Origin of the sequence: Paludibacterium sp. B53371, from assembly GCF_018802765.1 — a bacterium.
GTDB lineage: Bacteria > Pseudomonadota > Gammaproteobacteria > Burkholderiales > Chromobacteriaceae > Paludibacterium.
Genome location: NZ_CP069163.1, coordinates 3,316,336 through 3,332,092, shown reverse-complemented (window position 1 = coordinate 3,332,092; position 15,757 = coordinate 3,316,336). Strand labels below are relative to the sequence as shown.

The 15,757-nt window shown below is 62.5% G+C and carries 14 protein-coding genes and 1 pseudogene; 9 read left to right on the top strand and 6 right to left on the bottom strand.

Annotated elements, in window-relative coordinates; all coding sequences use genetic code 11:
- The first annotated feature begins 42 nt into the window (after positions 1-42).
- A complete protein-coding gene (locus JNO51_RS15940) occupies positions 43-1,752 on the top strand; it encodes a proline--tRNA ligase (protein WP_215779245.1) in 1,710 nt (569 codons plus the stop codon).
- A 96-nt stretch (positions 1,753-1,848) separates the two neighbouring features.
- On the opposite strand, the gene JNO51_RS15935 is transcribed toward JNO51_RS15940, so the two are convergent.
- Entirely contained in the window at positions 1,849-2,346 is a 498-nt protein-coding gene (locus JNO51_RS15935) for a MarR family winged helix-turn-helix transcriptional regulator (protein ID WP_215779242.1), read from the bottom strand.
- A 120-nt stretch (positions 2,347-2,466) separates the two neighbouring features.
- Between JNO51_RS15935 and guaD the strand changes: the two genes are divergently transcribed.
- Positions 2,467-3,771, top strand: coding sequence for a guanine deaminase (gene guaD, locus JNO51_RS15930; protein ID WP_215779240.1), 1,305 nt, complete (start codon positions 2,467-2,469; stop codon positions 3,769-3,771).
- A gap of 3 nt (positions 3,772-3,774) precedes the next feature.
- On the opposite strand, the gene JNO51_RS15925 is transcribed toward guaD, so the two are convergent.
- The 3 genes from JNO51_RS15925 to JNO51_RS15915 are packed head-to-tail and all read right to left on the bottom strand — an operon-like array spanning position 3,775 to position 5,549.
- Positions 3,775-4,287 carry an RDD family protein gene (locus tag JNO51_RS15925; protein WP_215779237.1) on the bottom strand — a complete coding sequence of 171 codons (513 nt, stop codon included), beginning with the start codon at positions 4,285-4,287 and terminating at the stop codon, positions 3,775-3,777.
- 13 nt (positions 4,288-4,300) lie between these two features.
- Positions 4,301-4,675: a DUF3106 domain-containing protein gene (locus JNO51_RS15920; protein ID WP_215779235.1), complete on the bottom strand. Its 375-nt coding sequence runs from the start codon at positions 4,673-4,675 to the stop codon at positions 4,301-4,303.
- Positions 4,668-5,549, bottom strand: coding sequence for a hypothetical protein (locus tag JNO51_RS15915; protein WP_215779233.1), 882 nt, complete (start codon positions 5,547-5,549; stop codon positions 4,668-4,670). The genes JNO51_RS15920 and JNO51_RS15915 overlap by 8 nt, the downstream gene beginning before the upstream one ends.
- A gap of 233 nt (positions 5,550-5,782) precedes the next feature.
- Here JNO51_RS15915 and ilvB point away from each other — a divergent pair, with 233 nt between their 5' ends.
- The 5 genes and pseudogenes from ilvB (at position 5,783) to pssA (ending at position 10,708) form a co-directional block, all read left to right on the top strand.
- Positions 5,783-7,543 (top strand): biosynthetic-type acetolactate synthase large subunit, encoded by a 1,761-nt coding sequence (ilvB, locus tag JNO51_RS15910; protein WP_215779232.1) that lies wholly within the window; start codon positions 5,783-5,785, stop codon positions 7,541-7,543.
- Between the two features lie 9 nt (positions 7,544-7,552).
- On the top strand, positions 7,553-8,044 hold the full coding sequence (gene ilvN / locus JNO51_RS15905) for an acetolactate synthase small subunit (RefSeq protein WP_215779231.1): 492 nt from the start codon (positions 7,553-7,555) through the stop codon (positions 8,042-8,044).
- A 46-nt stretch (positions 8,045-8,090) separates the two neighbouring features.
- The gene (gene ilvC / locus JNO51_RS15900) at positions 8,091-9,107 is read left to right on the top strand and encodes a ketol-acid reductoisomerase (protein ID WP_215779224.1); all 1,017 of its coding nucleotides are present in this window, start codon (positions 8,091-8,093) and stop codon (positions 9,105-9,107) included.
- A 176-nt stretch (positions 9,108-9,283) separates the two neighbouring features.
- A pseudogene (locus JNO51_RS15895) lies at positions 9,284-9,922 on the top strand (phosphatidylserine decarboxylase); the annotation flags it as partial.
- 18 nt (positions 9,923-9,940) lie between these two features.
- Entirely contained in the window at positions 9,941-10,708 is a 768-nt protein-coding gene (gene pssA / locus JNO51_RS15890) for a CDP-diacylglycerol--serine O-phosphatidyltransferase (protein WP_371822852.1), read from the top strand.
- Between the two features lie 54 nt (positions 10,709-10,762).
- Here the strand turns inward: pssA and thrS are convergent, their stop codons facing one another.
- The gene (thrS, locus tag JNO51_RS15885; RefSeq protein ID WP_215779219.1) at positions 10,763-12,001 is read right to left on the bottom strand and encodes a threonine--tRNA ligase; all 1,239 of its coding nucleotides are present in this window, start codon (positions 11,999-12,001) and stop codon (positions 10,763-10,765) included.
- Positions 12,002-12,399: 398 nt separating this feature from the next.
- Between thrS and JNO51_RS15880 the strand changes: the two genes are divergently transcribed.
- Positions 12,400-14,187 carry a 2-isopropylmalate synthase gene (locus JNO51_RS15880; protein ID WP_215779217.1) on the top strand — a complete coding sequence of 596 codons (1,788 nt, stop codon included), beginning with the start codon at positions 12,400-12,402 and terminating at the stop codon, positions 14,185-14,187.
- Between the two features lie 104 nt (positions 14,188-14,291).
- Here JNO51_RS15880 and JNO51_RS15875 read toward each other — a convergent pair whose 3' ends face one another.
- Positions 14,292-14,438 carry a hypothetical protein gene (locus JNO51_RS15875; RefSeq protein ID WP_215779215.1) on the bottom strand — a complete coding sequence of 49 codons (147 nt, stop codon included), beginning with the start codon at positions 14,436-14,438 and terminating at the stop codon, positions 14,292-14,294.
- A gap of 265 nt (positions 14,439-14,703) precedes the next feature.
- Here JNO51_RS15875 and JNO51_RS15870 point away from each other — a divergent pair, with 265 nt between their 5' ends.
- On the top strand, positions 14,704-15,756 hold the full coding sequence (locus JNO51_RS15870) for an FUSC family protein (RefSeq protein ID WP_215779213.1): 1,053 nt from the start codon (positions 14,704-14,706) through the stop codon (positions 15,754-15,756).
- The last annotated feature ends 1 nt before the right edge of the window (position 15,757 follow it).

Sequence of the window (15,757 nt, the reverse complement as noted above, 5' to 3'; positions counted from 1 at the left end):
TACAATCGACTATATTTTGCCGAATTTTCAAGGACGTTCTCCATGCGTGCTGCGCAGTTTTTCATTTCCACCCTCAAGGAAGCCCCGGCCGAAGCCGAACTTCCCAGCCACAAACTCATGTTGCGTGCCGGCCTGATCAAGCGCCTGGCTTCCGGTCTGTACTCCTGGATGCCGATGGGCCTGCGGGTATTGCGCAAGGTCGAAAACATTGTGCGTGAGGAAATGAACCGCGCCGGTTCCATCGAACTGCTGATGAACAACGTGCAGCCGGCCGAACTGTGGCAGGAGTCCGGCCGCTGGGAGTTCTATGGCAAGGAACTGCTGCGCATGAAGGACCGCCACGAGCGTGATTTCTGCTTCGGTCCGACCCACGAGGAAGTCATCACCGACATCGTGCGCAAGGAAATCAACAGCTACAAACAGCTGCCGAAAAACTTCTACCAGATCCAGACCAAGTTCCGCGACGAAGTGCGTCCGCGTTTCGGCGTCATGCGCTCGCGCGAATTCATCATGAAGGATGCCTATTCCTTCCATACCGATTTCGACAGCCTGGTCGAAACCTACAACACCATGTACCAGGCCTACAGCAACATCTTCCGCCGCCTGGGCCTGAAGTCGCGCGCCGTGGCCGCCGACACCGGCTCGATCGGCGGAACCGGCTCGCACGAGTTCCAGGTACTGGCCGATTCCGGCGAAGACCTGATCGCCTTCTGCCCGGACTCTGACTACGCCGCCAACATCGAGCTGGCAGAGGCCCTGGCCCCGGCTACCCCGCGTCCGGCTGCCGGCGCGGCCATGCAGTCGGTCAGCACCCCGGCCATCAAGACCATCGCCCAGCTGGTCGACTTCCTCAAGGTCGACATCCGCCAGACCGTCAAGGCCGTGGTGGTGGAAGGCGCCGAAGGCGAGCCGGTACTGATGCTGGTACGCGGTGACCACGAACTCAACGAGATCAAGGCCGAAAAGATTGCCGGCATCAAGAAGCCGCTGACCATGGCCAGTCCGGCCGCCATCCGCGACGCCTTCGGTGCCGAACCCGGCTCGTTGGGTCCGGTCGGCTTCAAGGGACGCGTCATCGCCGACCGTACCGTGGCCGCCATGGCCGACATGATCACCGGTGCCAACCGTGATGACGAGCACCTCACCGGCGTCAACTTTGGCCGCGACTGTGCCGAGCCGGAAGTCGCCGATCTGCGCAACGTGGTCGAAGGCGACCCGTCGCCGTGCGGCAAGGGCACACTGCAACTGTGCCGCGGCATCGAAGTCGGCCACATCTTCCAGCTGCGCACCAAGTATGCCGAACCGATGGGGTGCAACTTCCTCGACCGTGACGGCAAGCTCAAAGTGATGGAAATGGGCTGCTACGGTATTGGCATCACCCGTATCGTCGGCGCGGCCATTGAGCAGAACTTCGACGAGCGCGGCATCATCTGGTCCGACGCCATGGCACCGTTCAACGTGGTCATCGTGCCGATGGGCTATGGCCGCAGCGAACTGGTGCGCGAAGCTGCCGACAAGCTGCATGACGAACTGGCCGCCCTGGGCATCGACGTGCTGCTCGACGACCGCGACGAACGTCCGGGCGTGCTGCTGGCCGACTCCGAACTGCTGGGCATCCCGCACCGCGTGGTGATCGGCGAGCGCGGCCTGAAGGAAGGCAAGGTCGAGTACCAGGCCCGTCGTGACGACAGCGCCACCAGCATCGAGCTGGCGCAGATCGTCGCCCACCTGCGTGCCGCGATGACTCACTGACGCGGATCAAACGCCGGTATGGCAAAGTGTGGTGAAAATCACACCATATCAAGAAAAAAGCCCCGGATCGGGGCTTTTTTTCTGGCTCGCTGCGGCTTAGTCTTCCTGGGTAGACAGCAGTTTTTTCAGCAGACCGGCCAGCTGGGTACGCTCTTCCGGTGACAGGATCTCCACCAGCTCCGCCTCGGCCGCCAGATGATGACCGGCTGCCTCCTCAATGATCTTGAAGCCCTTTTCGGTCAGCGAGACATTCACACCACGGCGGTCATCCTGATCCGGCGTACGCTTCACCAGCCCGGCACTTTCCAGCCGATTGATGCGATTGGTCAGGGCGCCGGAGGAGATCAGCACCATCTCCTGCATCTGGTTGGGCGACAGCTGGTAAGGCTCTCCCTGGCGGCGCAGCGCGGCCAGGACGTCGAATTCACCGACGTTGATCGAGTAGCGTGCCAGATCCTGCAAGACCCGCCGGGTAATGAAATATTCCATCCGCACAATGCGGCCGATGACTTCCGTCGAGGAGGGGTCGAGATCCGGGCGGACACTTCGCCACAGGGCAACGATGCGGTCGATTTGATCTGCGTGGTCGAGCATGGCAGTGGAGTTCACAAGTGATTGGAAATGAGTGGAGATAAGGGTAACATGCACAGCTAATGAAATATCTTCATCTGAAGATATATAATCGCTGCATCACCGCCAGATTTGGGGAGTTCGATGAAAACGGCAATCCGTGGCGCGACCCTGACCTTCGTCGCCGATCCGTTCCTGCATGATGCCGAGCAGGCCATGCGCTATTGCCAGGACGGGCTGGTCCTGATGGAAGACGGTCTGATCGTGGCGCACGACCAGGCCGACAGACTGCTGCCGGCGCTGGACCCCTCGGTGGTCGTCATCCACTACCCGGATGCCCTGATCCTGCCGGGCTTCATCGACACCCATGTGCACTACGCCCAGATCGAGATGGTCGCCGCCTTCGGCGAGCAACTGATCGACTGGCTGCACCGCTACACCTTCTGCACCGAACAACGTTTCGCCGACCCCGACTACGCCCGCGGCGTGGCCGAACTGTTCCTCGACGAGCAATTGAGAAATGGCGTCACCACGAGCAGCGTGTTCTGTACCGTGCACCCGCAGTCCGTCGATGCTTTGTTCGAGGCGGCCGCGCGCCGCAACGTACGCCTGCTGGCCGGCAAGGTCTGCATGGACCGCAATGCGCCGGCCGAGCTGCTCGATTGCCCGCAGCGCGCCTATGACCACTCCAGGGCCCTGATCGAGCGCTGGCATGGACGAGGCCGCGCCGAGTATGTGATCACCCCGCGATTCGCGCCGACCTCCAGCCCGGCGCAGCTGGAAGCCCTGGGGGCGCTGGCCGCCGAATACCCTGACGTCGCCATCCAGTCCCACCTGTCGGAAAACCTGGCCGAAGTCGCCTGGATGCGCGAACTATTCCCCGAGTGCAGCAGCTATACCGATGTCTATCGCCGCTACGGCCTGCTGCGACCGCGCGCCATCTATGGCCACGGCATCCATCTGGCCGAAGACGAATACGCCATGCTGGCGGAAAGCGGCAGTGCGCTGGCGCATTGCCCCACCTCCAACTTTTTCCTCGGCTCCGGCTGTTTCAACATTCGCGAAGCCAAGCGGCGCGAGCGCCCGGTGGCCGTCGGTCTGGCTAGCGACCTCGGCGCCGGTACCAGCTTTTCCATGCTGCGTACCATGGGGGCTGCCTACCAGGCCGCCCAGCTCAACGGCTATCCGCTCACGGCACCGCAGGCCTTCTATCTGGCCACGCGCGGTGGCGCCGAAGCCCTCGGCCTCGGCCATCGGCTCGGTTCACTGGAAGCAGGGAAGGAGGCAGACCTGGTGGTGCTCAACCGCAAGCCGACCCCCTTCATCGACTTCCGCATGAGCCACGCCCGCGATCTGCAGGAGGCATTGTTCATTCTGATGACGCTGGGTGATGACCGGGCAGTCAGCGCCACCTGGGTTGCCGGCCAGCCGGTGTGGCAGGCCGGCTGAGACTCAGGCGCCGGGTATCGCGCGGCGCGGCTTGACCCGCAGCCGCGTGCCGCACAGGCGGTCATGCAGTGTCTGTCCCTGCGGGTCGAACCAGCGCCAGACAAACGGCACCGCACACCACAGCAAGGCCAGCCGCGCCGTATGCGGATTGCCGCCGCCCATACCGAGATAGGCCGCGATCGGCACCCCGACAATCAAAATCAGCGCCACGGCAAAGCGGAAAATCGCCAGCCGCCAGCCGAGGGCCTCGCCATCCGCCCGCGTCACCTGCAGACGCCAGGCTTTCATTGCCACCGTCTGCCCGCCGCGCACCCAGGACAAACCAAAGTAGGCAAACAGCACCGCCAGCAACGTCAATTGTTCCAGCGCCCGCAACCAGGCTGGCTGACCCAGCTTGACCATCGGCACGGTGAACAACGCCGAAGTGGTCAGCAACAAGGCCGTCATCAGCAGGCATTCATACAGCAGGCAGGCCAGCAGTCGTTTCAGGCCGGGGCGATCAGTCTGGTCGGTCATGTTGCATCCTGTATCAGGGAGCGCTGGCGCCGGGGGCCGCTGTCGCCTGCAGTTTCGCCAGGACATCAGCACGTTGTGCCGGCGTCATGGCCTGCAGGCTCAGCCAGTTCAGACGCGCCAGCGCCTGTTGTTCTTCGGGCAGTTCCGCCCAGCTCTTGAGTCGCCGCTGCAGCCGCTGCTGCGCGGCGGGCGACAGGCGGTCATATGCCGGCACCATGGCCAGCAGACGCTGCTTGTGCGCCGGGGCAAAACGGTTCCAGTCACTGCTGACCGGTGCCAGTACCGTCTGCTGGTGGGCGGTCAGCTCACTCCATTGCGGCGATACCGGCTGGGCGCCACAGAGGCCGGCCCAGAGCAGCCAGACCAGCAGCAGAGAACGCTTAATCATGGCTGGCCTCCGCAAAATGCGGATCCAGCAAGATGCCCAGCGGCACCTCACCGGACAGGATCTGCACATCCAGTTCTGCCGGATCACTGGCACTGCGCCACTGCTGCAGCCAGACTCCCCCCAGCGCCAGACTGCCCAGCAACGCCAGACCGGCCAGACGGGTCGCCAGCGGGTGACGCAGCGGCAGCAGACGCCAGCGAGGCAGCTTGCGCCGGCCTGGCACCGGCGCGGTCAGCGCCGGTCCGGCCTGTGTCGCCAACTCGGCCTGCCAGCCTGCCAGCGCCTGCAATGCCTGCCCGACCACCTGCTGGCGCTCGTCCGTTTCCGCCACCGCGTCCTTCAGCGCCAGAATCGTCGCCAGCATCGCCGTGGCGCGCGCCGCATCCTTGCGCACCCCGTAGCGGCTGCGAGCCAGGGCCCGTGCCGCCAGCCTGAGCGGCAGGCGCTCCACGGACAGCAGCCAGAACGCCTGACGCTGCGACGACGGCAGCAACCGCAACACTTCGCGCAGCAATGCCCGACCTTCCGGCAATTCATACCAGGGACCGGCATCGGCCGGCAGCTGCAAGGTTTCCAGCGGACCGGGCGTCAGCGGTTCCACACGCGGCGGAATCAGCCTGGCCAGCAGATCCGGCAACAGATGACTCATCGCCAGGCGAAATTTTGTCCGATGGATATTGCGCTGCAATAAACGCTGAAATACCGGATCAGACGTATCTTTGATGGCGTCATCATAGAACATCTGCCAGTCATCAAGCGTCTGCTGAACCACGTCTTGTCCGGCCCGCACATCGTCCAGTGCCAAAATCGCCTGTTGCCAGGCGCGCAGCACGACGTTTGCAACCGGGTGAGGCGTGGAAGGGGGAGTGGCCATTCTGAAGTGCATAAATAATGCCAACACAGCATCTTAACAGAGCTGAGTACGCAAAAACAGCACCGCAAAAATGCTTGAATTTACCGTGGCTTAGCCGTTTTTGCGACTGCACAAAATTGCTTGCCGCTGACTGGCAGATAAGATAAGGTCTTACGACAACTGCGGAATATTCTTTATACAGAATGTCCAAAGTGACATAACAACGGGACAAAAAACAGATTACAGAGGCGAAAATGCAGATCACGGGCGCGGAGATTGTAGTCCGATGCCTGCAGGAAGAAGGAGTCGAGTTTGTTTTCGGCTACCCCGGCGGCGCGGTGATTGAAATATATGATGCCATCTTCAAGCAGAATCATTTCCGGCATGTGCTGGTCAGGCACGAACAGGCAGCAGTACATGCAGCAGATGCCTATTCCCGTTCCAGCGAGAAGGTGGGTGTGGCCCTGGTAACTTCCGGCCCTGGCGCGACCAACGCCATTACCGGTATTGCCACGGCTTATATGGATTCCATTCCCCTGGTGGTGTTGTCAGGACAGGTGGCCACCCCGGCCATTGGCCTGGATGCCTTCCAGGAGGTCGACATGGTCGGCATTACCCGGCCATGCGTGAAGCACAATTTCCTGGTCAAGGACATTGCCGAACTGGCCGAAACCATCAAGAAGGCCTTTTACCTGGCCAAGTCCGGCCGGCCCGGCCCGGTGGTGGTGGATATCCCCAAGGACGTCACCCAGCAGCTCGGCGACTTCAGCTATCCGCAGAGCATGAGCATCCGCTCCTATGTGCCGGTGACCCGCGGCCACAGCGGCCAGATCAAGAAAGCCGTCAACCTGCTGGCCAGCGCCCAGCGTCCGCTGATCTACATCGGCGGAGGCGCGGTGCAGGGCAATGCCGCAGCCGAAGTGCGCGAGCTGGTGCAGTCGCTCGGCCTGCCGTGTACCAATACCCTGATGGGCCTCGGCGCCTATCCCGGCAGCGATCGCCAGTGCCTCGGCATGCTCGGCATGCACGGCACCTACGAAGCCAACATGGCCATGCAGTACTGTGATGTGCTGATCGCCGTCGGTGCACGATTCGACGACCGGGTGATCAGCGTGCCATCGCAGTTCCTGGCCCAGCCAAAGAAAATCATCCATATCGACGTCGACCCGTCGTCGATCGCCAAGCGCGTCAAGGTGGATATCCCCATCGTCGGCGACGTCAAGCTGGTGCTGCGCGACATGCTCGACCAGATCCGCCAGAGCGGGCTGGCACTCGATGCCACCGCCCTGCAGGCCTGGTGGAAGCAACTGGAGAGCTGGCGCAGCCACGAGTGTCTGAAGTACGCCCTGTCCGACACCCTCATCAAGCCGCAATTCGTCATGCAGAAGCTGTACGAGGTCACCGGCGGCGAAGCCTTCATCACCTCCGATGTCGGCCAGCACCAGATGTGGGCGGCACAGTACTACCACTTCGACCAGCCGCGCCGCTGGATCAACTCCGGGGGCCTCGGCACCATGGGCTTCGGTCTGCCGGCCGCCATGGGCGCCCAGCTGGCCAACCCGTATGCCACCGTGGCCTGTGTCACCGGCGACGCCTCGATCCAGATGAACATCCAGGAACTGTCGACCTGCAAGCAGTACCACATCCCGGTCAAGGTGGTGAACCTCAACAACCGCTACCTGGGCATGGTGCGGCAATGGCAGGAGATGTTCTACGGCAACCGCTACTCCGAAACCTATATGGATGCGCTGCCGGACTTCGTCAAACTGGCCGAGGCCTATGGCCATGTCGGCATGCGCGTCGAGCACCCTGGCGATGTCGAACCGGCGCTGCGCGAAGCCTTCGCCATGAAAGAACGGCTGGTGTTCCTCGACATCATCACCGACCAGTCGGAAAACGTGTTCCCGATGGTGCAGAACGGCAGGGGCCTGAACCAGATGGATCTGCCGCCGCACATGCGCGACGTGCAGAACGTCCCGTTTGAGAACAATCGTGACTACGGCAATATGTGTTGAGGCGGCACCATGCGACATATTCTTTCCATCTTGCTAGAGAATGAAGCGGGCGCACTGTCCCGCGTGGTCGGGCTGTTTTCTGCCCGGGCCTACAACATCGACTCGCTGACGGTCGCCACCACCGAAGACCCGACCCTGTCGCGCATGACCATCGTCACGCACGGCTCGGAAGACGTGATCGAACAGATCACCAAGCAGCTCAACAAGCTGATCGAAGTGGTCAAGGTGATCGACCTCAACGAATCGGACCATATCGAGCGCGAAATGATGCTCATCAAGGTGCGTTCCACCGGCAAGGAACGCGAGGAGATGAAGCGCATGGCGGATATCTTCCGCGGCCGCATCATCGACGTGACCGACAAGACCTACACCATCGAGCTGACCGGCACCAGTGAAAAACTGAATGCCTTTATCGAGGCCGTCGACCGTGCAGTGATCCTGGAAACGGTTCGCACCGGTGCTTCCGGCATCGGCCGTGGTGAGCGTATTTTGAAAATCTGAAGTGGCTGCAGTCAGGGCACACCAATAAAAACCAAGGACATCGAAAATGAAAGTTTTCTACGATAAAGACGCAGATCTCTCGATCATCAAGGGCAAGAAAGTCGCCATCATCGGTTATGGCTCGCAAGGCCATGCCCACGCGCAAAACCTGAAGGACTCCGGCGTCGACGTCGTGGTCGGCCTGCGCAAGGATGGCGCCTCGTGGAAAAAGGCCGAAGCGGCCGGCCACAAGGTCAAGGAAGTCGCCGAGGCAGTGAAGAAGGCCGACGTGATCATGATCCTGCTGCCGGACGAGTCGCAGCCGGACGTCTACTACAAGGACATCGAGCCGAACCTGAAGAAGGGCGCAGCCCTGGCCTTCGCCCACGGCTTCAACGTGCACTACAACCAGATCGTGCCGCGCGCCGACCTGGACGTGATCATGGTCGCGCCGAAAGGCCCGGGCCATACCGTGCGCTCCGAGTACGTCAAGGGTGGCGGCGTACCGAGCCTGATCGCCGTCTACCAGGACCAGTCCGGCAAGGCCCGTGACGTCGCCCTGTCCTATGCGGCCGCCAACGGCGGTACCAAGGGCGGCGTGATCGAAACCTCGTTCCGCGAAGAAACCGAAACCGACCTGTTCGGCGAACAGGCCGTCCTCTGTGGTGGCGCGGTCGAGCTGGTCAAGGCCGGTTTCGAGACCCTGGTCGAAGCCGGTTATGCCCCGGAAATGGCCTACTTCGAGTGCCTGCACGAACTCAAGCTGATCGTCGACCTGATGTACGAAGGCGGCATTGCCAACATGAACTACTCGGTCTCCAACAACGCCGAGTACGGTGAATACGTCACCGGTCCGGAAGTGGTCACCGAGGCCACCAAGGACGCCATGCGCAACGCCCTCAAGCGCATCCAGACCGGCGAATACGCCAAGATGTTCATCCTGGAAGGCAAGACCAACTACCCGTCCATGACCGCGCGTCGTCGCCTGAATGCCGCCCACCCGATCGAACAGGTCGGCAGCAAGCTGCGCGAAATGATGCCGTGGATCGCCAAGAACAAGCTGGTCGATCAAAGCAAGAACTGATCGTCGCGGCCTGACCCCGTTCCCTCGCGCCGTGCGGCGCGGGGGAATTTTCATTGTTGATCCTGTCGGCAGACCACCCCGGCGTGACCTGTGCGGTTTTCCCCGCAGCGCCGCGCTCGGCGTTATAATCCTTCGATTGTTTTCGGGCCCTGGCCCCATTGAATACTGGAGACTCGATGTCCGCGCATTACCCACACCCCCTGATTGCTCGCGAAGGCTGGCCTTTCCTGATCGGCTCGGTGCTTGTCGCCGCCGTCCTGACCCCGACGATTGGCTGGTGGTCGCTGCCGCTGTGGATCATCGCCCTGTTCGTGCTGCAGTTCTTCCGCGATCCGGCCCGCGAAGTGCCGGCCGATCCGCAGGCCGTGCTGTCGCCGGCCGACGGCCGCATCGTGGTGGTCGAGAAGGCCATCGACCCGTACCGCAACCAGGAAGCGCTGAAAATCAGCGTGTTCATGAACGTGTTCAACGTGCACTCCAACCGCAGCCCGGTCGATGGCACGGTGGAGAAGGTCGAATACCACTCGGGCTCCTTCCTCAATGCCGCGCTGGCCAAGGCCTCGCTGGAAAACGAGCGCAACGCCGTGCTGCTGAAAACCCCGCAGGGCACCGAGATCACCTTCGTGCAGATCGCCGGCCTGGTGGCCCGTCGCATCCTGTGCTACACCCGTGCCGGTGACCAGCTCAAGCGCGGCCAGCGCTATGGTTTCATCCGCTTCGGCTCGCGTGTCGACGTCTACCTGCCGCTGAGCGCCACCCCCTGTGTCGCCATCGGCGACAAGGTGTCGGCCACCTGCACCATTCTGGCCAAGCTGGCCTGATCGGACGCTGCCATGACCATTCCGGACATGCTGCCTGGCGGACGCGAAAAGCGTTCGCTGCGCCGCCAGGGCATCTACCTGCTGCCCAACTCGTTTACCCTCGCGGCGCTGTTCTCCGGCTTCTATGCCATCGTGCAGGCCATGAACCACAACTACGAGTATGCGGCGGTGGCCATCTTCCTCGCCATGATCCTGGATGGCATGGATGGCCGCGTGGCACGCCTGACCCACAGCCAGAGCGCCTTCGGCGCCGAGTTTGACAGCCTGTCAGACATGGTCAGCTTCGGCGTGGCCCCGGCCCTGGTGGCCTACGAGTGGCAACTGCGCGGCCTGGGCAAGGTCGGCTGGATGATCGCCTTCATCTACTGCGCCTCCGCGGCCCTGCGCTTGGCGCGCTTCAACACCATGATCGGCGTGGTCGACAAGCGCTGGTTCATCGGCCTGCCCAGCCCGGCCGCCGCCGCGCTGGTCGCCGGACTGGTGTGGATCTGCCTGTCCTACGGCTACGACACCCTGCCATACCTCGACTGGCTGACGCTCGGCTTCACCGCCTTTGCCGGCCTGTCCATGGTCAGCAACGTGCGCTTCTGGAGCTTCAAGGAAATCCACCTGCGCCGCAAAGTGCCTTTCTTCGCCCTGATGGTGCTGGTGCTGGTCATCCTGCTGCTGGTCGCCTCGCCGCCGCTGGTCCTGTTCGGCTTCTTCGTCTGCTACGGCCTGTCCGGCTATGTCGGTGCCGCCCTGCGCCGCCTGCGTCGCCAGCGCGAACAGCACACCTGAGTACGGCCTTGTACACGAAAAGCCGCCGGCACCATGCCGGCGGCTTTTTTTGCGTCAGTGCGCCCGTAACCATTCGACAATCGCCGCCGGGGCATGAGCGCCAAGCCGCTCGCCGCGGCACGAGCGCACCGCCAGCGTGCCGTCCGCCACCTCCTGATCGCCGATCACCAGCATCAGCGGAATACGTTGCAGACTGTGTTCGCGAACCCGCAGGGCGATGGTCTGAGCGCGCGCATCCAGCGCCACCCGCAGACCCTGTTGCTGCAACAAGGCCAGTACCCCGGCTGCATGCCCGGCATGCCGGGCGCTGATCGGCAGCAGCACCGCCTGCAGCGGCGCCAGCCAGCCAGGCAGCGTGCCGTCATGATGCTCCAGCAACACGGCCATGAAGCGCTCCAGCGAGCCGAACACCGCACGATGCAGCATCACCGGCCGCACCCGCTCGCCCTGGGCATCGATATAACCCAGATCAAACCGTTCCGGCAGGATCAAATCCACCTGCAGCGTCCCGCATTGCCAGTCGCGCCCGATGGCATCCGTCAGCACGAATTCCAGCTTGGGCCCGTAAAACGCGCCTTCACCCGGATTCATCTCGTAAGCCACGCCCAGCGCCTGCAGCGTGCCGGACAGGGCTGCCTCCAGACGGTCCCACAGCGCATCGCTGCCCATGCGCTGTGCCGGTCGCGTCGACAGCCTGATCCTGACCTGATCAAAGCCAAAATCCCGATACACCGCCAGCAACAGCTGGATCATTGCCTGACACTCGCCATCCATCTGCGCCAGCGTGCAGAAAATATGCGCGTCATCCTGGGTGAAATGGCGCAGGCGTTTCAGCCCCATCAGCGCACCAGACGGCTCGTAGCGATGCACCTTGCCGAATTCGGCCATGCGCAGCGGCAGATCACGCCAGCTCTTCAGCCCGTGGGCAAACAGCTGCACCGCCCCCGGACAGCTCATCGGCTTGAGTGCCATCTGCCGCTCGTCCTGCGTCAGGCTGGTAAACATGTGCTGGCGGAAATTGTCCCAGTGGCCCGACTGCTGCCACAGCGCCAGATCCATCAGATCCGGCGTATTGACCTCGACATAGCCGGCCGCCTGCTGATGTCGGCGCAAGTGATCGATCAACAAATTGAACAGCGTCCAGCCACGCGGGTGCCAGAACACCGCGCCGGGGGCCTGCGGCTGCAGATGAAACAGATCCAGCTGCTGGCCGAGCAGTCGGTGGTCGCGGGCATCGAGTTCGCTCGCCTCGACGGCGGCAACAGGGGAAACGGCGGGGGCGGGGACAACCATGATCGACTCCTTGTCAGTGATGTTCGGCTGACTCGCCGCAGGTCATCACCGGTCGGGAGGCAGCCATTTGGCTACCTCCACAACGTCTCAGGTAGCCGTGGTGGGGGTCTCGGTGGTGGTGGCCAGTACGCGCGACATCGCCTGGCTTGACGAGCAGGCCAGGGCGAGGACAGAGGACAGTTGGGCGCGGACGGGTTCCATGCATTTAGCCTGCGGGAGAAGCGCGGCTATGTCAATGGGGTTTTATACGCAGCGCCAGGATTAAGAATTGGACTATATGTCCAATATTGAGCGGTGTGACAGAATTTACCACAGAAAATTAGCCATCATGCAGAGCAACATTTGACGTAATGTCGGATAAACGGCAGTCTGAAGTCACATAAGCAGCGGAGTGAAACATGCAATTGGACATCGAGCGACTGATCGAAGATTTTGGTGGACCCGGCCCCCTGGCCGAAGCCCTGAGCCGAACCTTTCCCGATGAGCCGGTTTCCCGTGCTGCAATCTACAAATGGAGAGAGCGTGGCAGCCTGCCGCTCGCCCAGCTCAACAAGCTGGCGCAATGGGCGGCCAATCAAGGCAGAACCTTTAATTACAACGACTATCTGGCTGTCTCGCCGGTGTCGGCTGCAACAGGGAGAAACCACAAGATGGGCGATCGTCTGATCATTTTCGACACCACCTTGCGCGACGGCGAACAAAGCCCGGGCGCTTCCATGACCCGCGAGGAAAAAATCCGCATCGCGCGCCAGCTGGAGCGGCTCGGGGTGGACGTGATCGAGGCCGGCTTTGCCGCCGCCAGTCCGGGCGATGCCCAGGCCATCCACGCCATCGCCGAGCAGGTGCGCGATTCGACCGTCTGTTCGCTGGCGCGCGCCAACGACAATGACGTGCGCGCCGCCGGCGAGGCCATTCGCCCGGCCAACCGCGGCCGCATCCACACCTTCATCGCCACCAGCCCGATCCACATGGAGAAAAAGCTGCGCATGAGCCCCGACCAGGTGGTCGAGGCCGCGGTCCGGGCAGTCAAACAGGCGCGCAACTACACCGACGATGTCGAGTTCTCCGCCGAAGACGCCGTGCGCTCCGACATGGACTTCCTGGTCCGCATCTTTGATGCGGTGATCCAGGCCGGTGCCCGCACCATCAACGTACCCGATACCGTCGGCTACTCCATCCCCTCGCTGTGGTACCAGCGCATGCACACCCTGATCGAGCGCGTCCCCGGCGCCGACAAGGTGGTGTGGTCCACCCACTGCCACAACGACCTCGGCATGGCCGTGGCCAACTCGCTGGCCGCGGTCGAAGCGGGTGCCCGTCAGGTCGAGTGCACCATCAACGGCCTGGGCGAGCGCGCCGGCAATGCCAGCCTGGAAGAAGTGGTCATGGCGGTCAAAACCCGCAGCGACCTGTTCGGCCTGCAAACCGCCATCGACAGCAGCCAGATCGTGCCGACCTCCAAGCTGGTGTCCACCATCACCGGCTACCCGGTACAGCCGAACAAGGCCATCGTCGGCGCCAATGCCTTTGCCCACGAATCCGGCATCCACCAGGACGGCGTACTCAAGCACCGCGAAACCTACGAAATCATGTCGGCCGAAAGCGTTGGCTGGAGCGCCAACCGCCTGACGCTCGGCAAGTTGTCCGGCCGCAACGCCTTCAAGACCAAACTGGCTGAACTCGGCATCGAGCCGGGCAGCGAAGAGGCCCTCAACGCCGCCTTCGCCCGCTTCAAGGATCTGGCCGACAAGAAGCGCGAAGTATTCGACGAAGACCTGTATGCCCTGTTGTCCGACGGCATCGGTGCCGTCGAGCGCGAAGACTTCAAGTTCGTCTCGCTCAAGGTCAGCACCGAAACCGGCGAAGAGCCGCGCGCCGAAATCGTCTTTGCCGAAGGCGGCGAAGAAAAGCGCGCCGTCAGCAGCGGTTCCGGCCCGGTCGATGCCGCCTTCAAGGCCATCGAATCGGTGGTCAACAGCGGTACCGAACTGCAGCTGTACTCGGTCAACGCCATCACCAAGGGCACCGAGTCGCAGGGTGAAGTCACCGTGCGTCTGGCGCGCGACGGTACCATCGTCAACGGCCAGGGTGCCGACACCGACATCATCGTCGCCTCGGCCAAGGCCTATCTGTCGGCCCTCAACAAAATCCACGGCAAGGAGAACTGGCTCAACCCCCAGCAATAATTGCCACCTTCCCGCACCCTGTCGCTCCCGTCCCGTTGTCGGCGGGGTGCCGAGAAATCCCAGGTCCACAAGACCGACCCTTCATGCCTGCGCGTTATCGCGCGTCAGGCAAAACCGCCGACCCACAAGGTCGGCGGTTTGCATTCGTACTGCGCCTGGTCCACTGCCTTCTGGCAATAGAAAAACAACCGGGCTTCAGCTTCGGCGGCGGCTTGCTGGCCGGTGCTGTCCGAGAAGGCAGTCGATGACATGCGCAGACTCATGGCTAAATAAAGGCAGTAGATCATGCCGTATGGGTAATGCCAGTGCGTTCAAGCTGGATGGTGTGCGAATGGCACAGGTCTCTGGGCGAGTGTCGTGCGCCTGAGAGGCTGAGCTAGCCATTTGCTTTGACAGGAGAAAACCGCTGGCGCCAGATCGGCCATTACCGTCCTGAGTTGTTCTGGATCAGAGCATGCCAGCACAAAGCTGGCTATATTAGGTATTGCTAACAATCGCACAATCCGAAGGTTATCCGTGTCGTCCCTGATTTCTCCCGTGACGCAACGCCTCGACAAGGTGTTTCGCGGCACCTCCATACTGGCCGCCATCTTGTGCCTGCTGCCGTTCTTCCTGCTGGCCGAATACTGCCATGACGAAGGCTGGCAACAGGCTTCCGTCGTCACCATCTCGGCGCTGATCGTCTATCGCGAGACCCACTCCGGCCCGCTGCTGGTACTGGTACACGGCCTGGCCATGATCGGCGGCTTTCTGGCACTGTTTCTGGCCATTCCGCACCCCTGGCTGTTCGTCGCACTGTGCGCCGGCCTGGGCATCTTCCTGCTCGGCCTGACCGGCTGGGATCGTGTATTGCGCAGCTTCGGTACCTGGACCTTCATCCCCGTGCTGTATAGCGCCATCGAAAATGGCGGGCACTGGCAAGGCAACGGTCGCTGGGCCCAGGCCGTGCACTGGGTTCCCTATCTGGCCTGGGGGTTGCTGCCGGTACTGCTGCTCAGCCTGTTGCACCGCAGCCTGACACGACAGCCCGGCGTGTCGCTGTGGCGCCACCTTGGCCGCTGGCATCATCTGGAAAGAAAACTGGGTAATGGCATCGACGCCACCCTGCCGGCACTGGCCGCTGCACTGGCCGTCGGGCTGTGTGCCTGGCTGTTCGAGCGTCATGCCATTCCGCAAGGGCAGTGGTTTATCTGGTCAGCCGCCAGCGTCATCACCGGCGAGCTGCACAGCACCTCGAAAAAGATCCGCGACCGGGTGTTCGGGGCACTGGTCGGCGTGCCGAGCGGCATCGTGCTCGGGCTGTTCATCGTGCCGCACAGCAGTTTCTGGATCAATCTGGCCGGCCTGCTGACCCTGGTCACCATCGTTGCCTTCCGCGAATACCGCCCGGCCTTTGCCGCCCGCTGTGCAGGCCACTCGCTGATCATCACCCTGTTCGGCGGCAGCCTGCTGCTGGAAAGCTCGCGCCTGCTCAATGTGGTGGCGGGCGGCGTGATCGGCATCGCCATCTTCTACGCCATGCATCTCGCCCTGCGCCGGACCACGGCGCGTCAGCCGCGCACCATCTGAG

Bases quoted from the DNA above. Each gene is read 5' to 3' on its own strand.
- JNO51_RS15940 (WP_215779245.1), top strand. From the start codon at position 43: ATGCGTGCTGCGCAGTTTTTCATTTCCACCCTCAAGGAAGCCCCGGCC.
- JNO51_RS15935 (WP_215779242.1), bottom strand. From the start codon at position 2,346: ATGCTCGACCACGCAGATCAAATCGACCGCATCGTTGCCCTGTGGCGA.
- guaD (WP_215779240.1), top strand. From the start codon at position 2,467: ATGAAAACGGCAATCCGTGGCGCGACCCTGACCTTCGTCGCCGATCCG.
- JNO51_RS15925 (WP_215779237.1), bottom strand. From the start codon at position 4,287: ATGACCGACCAGACTGATCGCCCCGGCCTGAAACGACTGCTGGCCTGC.
- JNO51_RS15920 (WP_215779235.1), bottom strand. From the start codon at position 4,675: ATGATTAAGCGTTCTCTGCTGCTGGTCTGGCTGCTCTGGGCCGGCCTC.
- JNO51_RS15915 (WP_215779233.1), bottom strand. From the start codon at position 5,549: ATGGCCACTCCCCCTTCCACGCCTCACCCGGTTGCAAACGTCGTGCTG.
- ilvB (WP_215779232.1), top strand. From the start codon at position 5,783: ATGCAGATCACGGGCGCGGAGATTGTAGTCCGATGCCTGCAGGAAGAA.
- ilvN (WP_215779231.1), top strand. From the start codon at position 7,553: ATGCGACATATTCTTTCCATCTTGCTAGAGAATGAAGCGGGCGCACTG.
- ilvC (WP_215779224.1), top strand. From the start codon at position 8,091: ATGAAAGTTTTCTACGATAAAGACGCAGATCTCTCGATCATCAAGGGC.
- pssA (WP_371822852.1), top strand. From the start codon at position 9,941: ATGACCATTCCGGACATGCTGCCTGGCGGACGCGAAAAGCGTTCGCTG.
- thrS (WP_215779219.1), bottom strand. From the start codon at position 12,001: ATGGTTGTCCCCGCCCCCGCCGTTTCCCCTGTTGCCGCCGTCGAGGCG.
- JNO51_RS15880 (WP_215779217.1), top strand. From the start codon at position 12,400: ATGCAATTGGACATCGAGCGACTGATCGAAGATTTTGGTGGACCCGGC.
- JNO51_RS15875 (WP_215779215.1), bottom strand. From the start codon at position 14,438: ATGTCATCGACTGCCTTCTCGGACAGCACCGGCCAGCAAGCCGCCGCC.